Origin of the sequence: Pseudomonas sp. TNT3 (assembly GCF_010095445.2) — a bacterium.
GTDB lineage: Bacteria > Pseudomonadota > Gammaproteobacteria > Pseudomonadales > Pseudomonadaceae > Aquipseudomonas.
Map to the genome: position 1 here is coordinate 1 of NZ_WFGV02000122.1, position 2635 is coordinate 2635.

The window sequence follows — 2635 nt, forward strand, 5'->3', positions numbered from 1 at the left end:
GTACGCGGCGCGTCCACGCAGGCTGCGCGGGTCATGCACCACCGCTGCGCCGCGCGGGCGCAACAACAGTCCGGCCAGTGCCGGGCTGAGGGTCAAGGAGTTGACCGCCGAGAGGATCGTGGAAATCGCGATGGTCAGCGCGAACTGCCTGTAGAACTCGCCTTGCAGGCCACTGAGGAACGCCGTGGGGATGAACACGGCAGCGAGTACCGAGGTGATCGCAATGATCGGTCCGGTGACCTCGCCCATCGCTCGCCGCGCTGCCTGCGCAGGCTCCTCGCCGTTCTCGATATGCCGCTCGACGTTCTCGACCACCACGATGGCATCGTCGACCACGATCCCGATGGACAGCACCAGGCCGAACAACGACAGGGTATTGAGGGAAAAACCCATCAGGTGCATGACGGCGAAGGTGCCTACGATGGACACCGGCACAGCCATCAACGGGATCAGCGACGCGCGCCAGTTACGCAGGAACACCACCACCACGAGGACCACCAGCAGGATCGCTTCCATCAGGGTGATGGCCACTGACTCCAGCGATGCGCGCACAAACACGGTCGGGTCATAGGCAATCCGCGACACCAGCCCCTCGGGGAAGTTGGCCTCCAGGCGCCGCATGGTATCGCGCACCGCCTGCGCCACATCGAGCGCGTTGGCGCCCGGGCTCTGGATGATCTGCAAGGCAACGGCCGGTTCGCCGTCCAACAGGCTGCGCAGCGCGTAGGCATCGGCTCCCATTTCGATACGGGCCACATCACGCAGACGCGTCACCTGGCCGTTATCGCCGGTGCGGATGATGATGTCGCCGAATTGCTCCTCGTCCGTCAGGCGTCCGAGGGTATTGACCGTGACCTGGAATGCCGCGCTGGAATCAGGCGCCTGGCCGACCGAGCCGGCCGCCACTTGCACGTTCTGCTCACGCACCGCCGTAATCACATCGCCTGCGGTCAAGCCACGCGCGGCGATCAGGTCCGGGTCGAGCCACAGCCGCATGCTGTACTCGCCCGCCCCCCACACCAGCACGTCGTTGATTCCCGGAATCCGCGACAGCTCGTCGCGCACCTGGAGGTAGGCATAGTTGGAGATGTAGAGCGGATCATAACGTTGGTCCGGTGACAGCAGATGGACCACCATGAGGATGTCCGGGGACGTCTTCTGCGTCACCACGCCCAGGCGCTGGACCTCTTCGGGCAAGCGCGGCAGGGCTCGCGAGACGCGGTTTTGCACCTGAATCTGCGCCATGTCCGCGTTCGTACCCTGGGCAAACGTCGCGGTCAGGATCATGCGGCCATCGGTCGCCGATTGCGACGTCATGTACAGCATGCCCTCGACCCCGGTGATCACCTGTTCAAGGGGCGCCGCTACCGTTTCGGCGATCACCTGCGGGTTGGCGCCCGGATAGGAAGCGGTCACTTGCACGGTGGGCGGCGTCACGGCAGGGTATTCGCTGAGCGGCAAATGAAAGAAGGCCACGATACCGGCGATCATCATCAACACCGACAGCACGATGGCGAAGATCGGCCGGTCAATGAAAAAGCGTGGGAAGTTCATTGCACGCCCCCCAGAACCAGCGGCGCCTCCAGCAGCGCCCCCTCAATGTTGGCGGCCAGCGGTGTCACCTGCATGCCCGGGCGCACCAGTCCCTTGACGACAATGCGTTCCCCCGGTTGCAGGCCCTGCTCAATCACTCGCAAACCGTTGGCCATCGGCCCGAGCTCGACGGGGCGATACTCGGTCTTGTCACCGGCGCCAACCACCAGCACATAGCGGCGGCCCTGGTCAGTGCCAATGGATTGGTCGGCCACCAACACCCGGGGTTGCGGCGCGCCGGTGTCCAGCTTGACCTTGGCGAACAGCCCGGGCGTCAGGCGCCCATCCGGGTTGTCGACCACAGCACGCGCGCGCACGGTGCCGGTCTTGCGATCAGCTGCGTTCGCCAGGAAGTCCACCCGCCCGGCCCGCGCATAACTCGCATCGTCGAGCATCGCCACCATGACCTTGGCGGCCTTCTCCCCTTTCGACGCGGCAACCGCCCGAGTCGCGGCAAGCGAGCGCAGATAGGTGCGTTCGTCGACATCGAAATACACATGCAAGGGGTCGATGGAGACGATCGTCGTCAGCGGCGTCACTCCACGGGTGACGTAATTGCCCTCGGTGACAAGGGCACGGTCGACGCGGCCGCTGATGGGTGCGGTAACGCGGGTGTAGCTCAAGTCCAGTTGTGCGGCGTCCAGCGCGGCTTTGGCGGCATCGACCTGAGCCCTGCCGGCACTCAGCGAGGCGATGGCGGTGTCGAGACGATCCCGCGCCACCACTTTTTTGGCGAACAGTTGCTCGGCCCGGCCATGCTCGGCCTGGGCCAGCAACGCGTTGGCCTCAGCCTCACGCAAACGCCCCTTTGCAGCGTTCAGTGCAGCCTGGAACTCCCGAGGGTCAATCACAAATAAAAGACTGCCCCTGGCCACCGATTGCCCCTCAGGCACGCTGACACTTTGCAGGTAACCACTAACACGCGGACGCAGCTCAACCTGATCAATCGCGGTCAACGAACCGGTGTATTCAACAAACGGAGTCACCGGCTGCGCAACCACCTCGGCCACCGGCACGCCAGGCGGCCTGGCGGCCTCGGCCG

2 protein-coding genes are annotated in these 2635 nt (G+C 64.9%); both read right to left on the reverse strand.

What is annotated here, in order from left to right; translation table 11 throughout:
* Positions 1–1554, reverse strand: a 1554-nt coding sequence (locus tag GBC55_RS29610) for an efflux RND transporter permease subunit (RefSeq protein ID WP_247267073.1), incomplete at its 3' end; no start/stop codon positions are given.
* The coding region (locus tag GBC55_RS29615; RefSeq protein WP_247267074.1) for an efflux RND transporter periplasmic adaptor subunit at positions 1551–2635 on the reverse strand (1085 nt) is incomplete at its 5' end. The genes GBC55_RS29615 and GBC55_RS29610, both read right to left, overlap by 4 nt.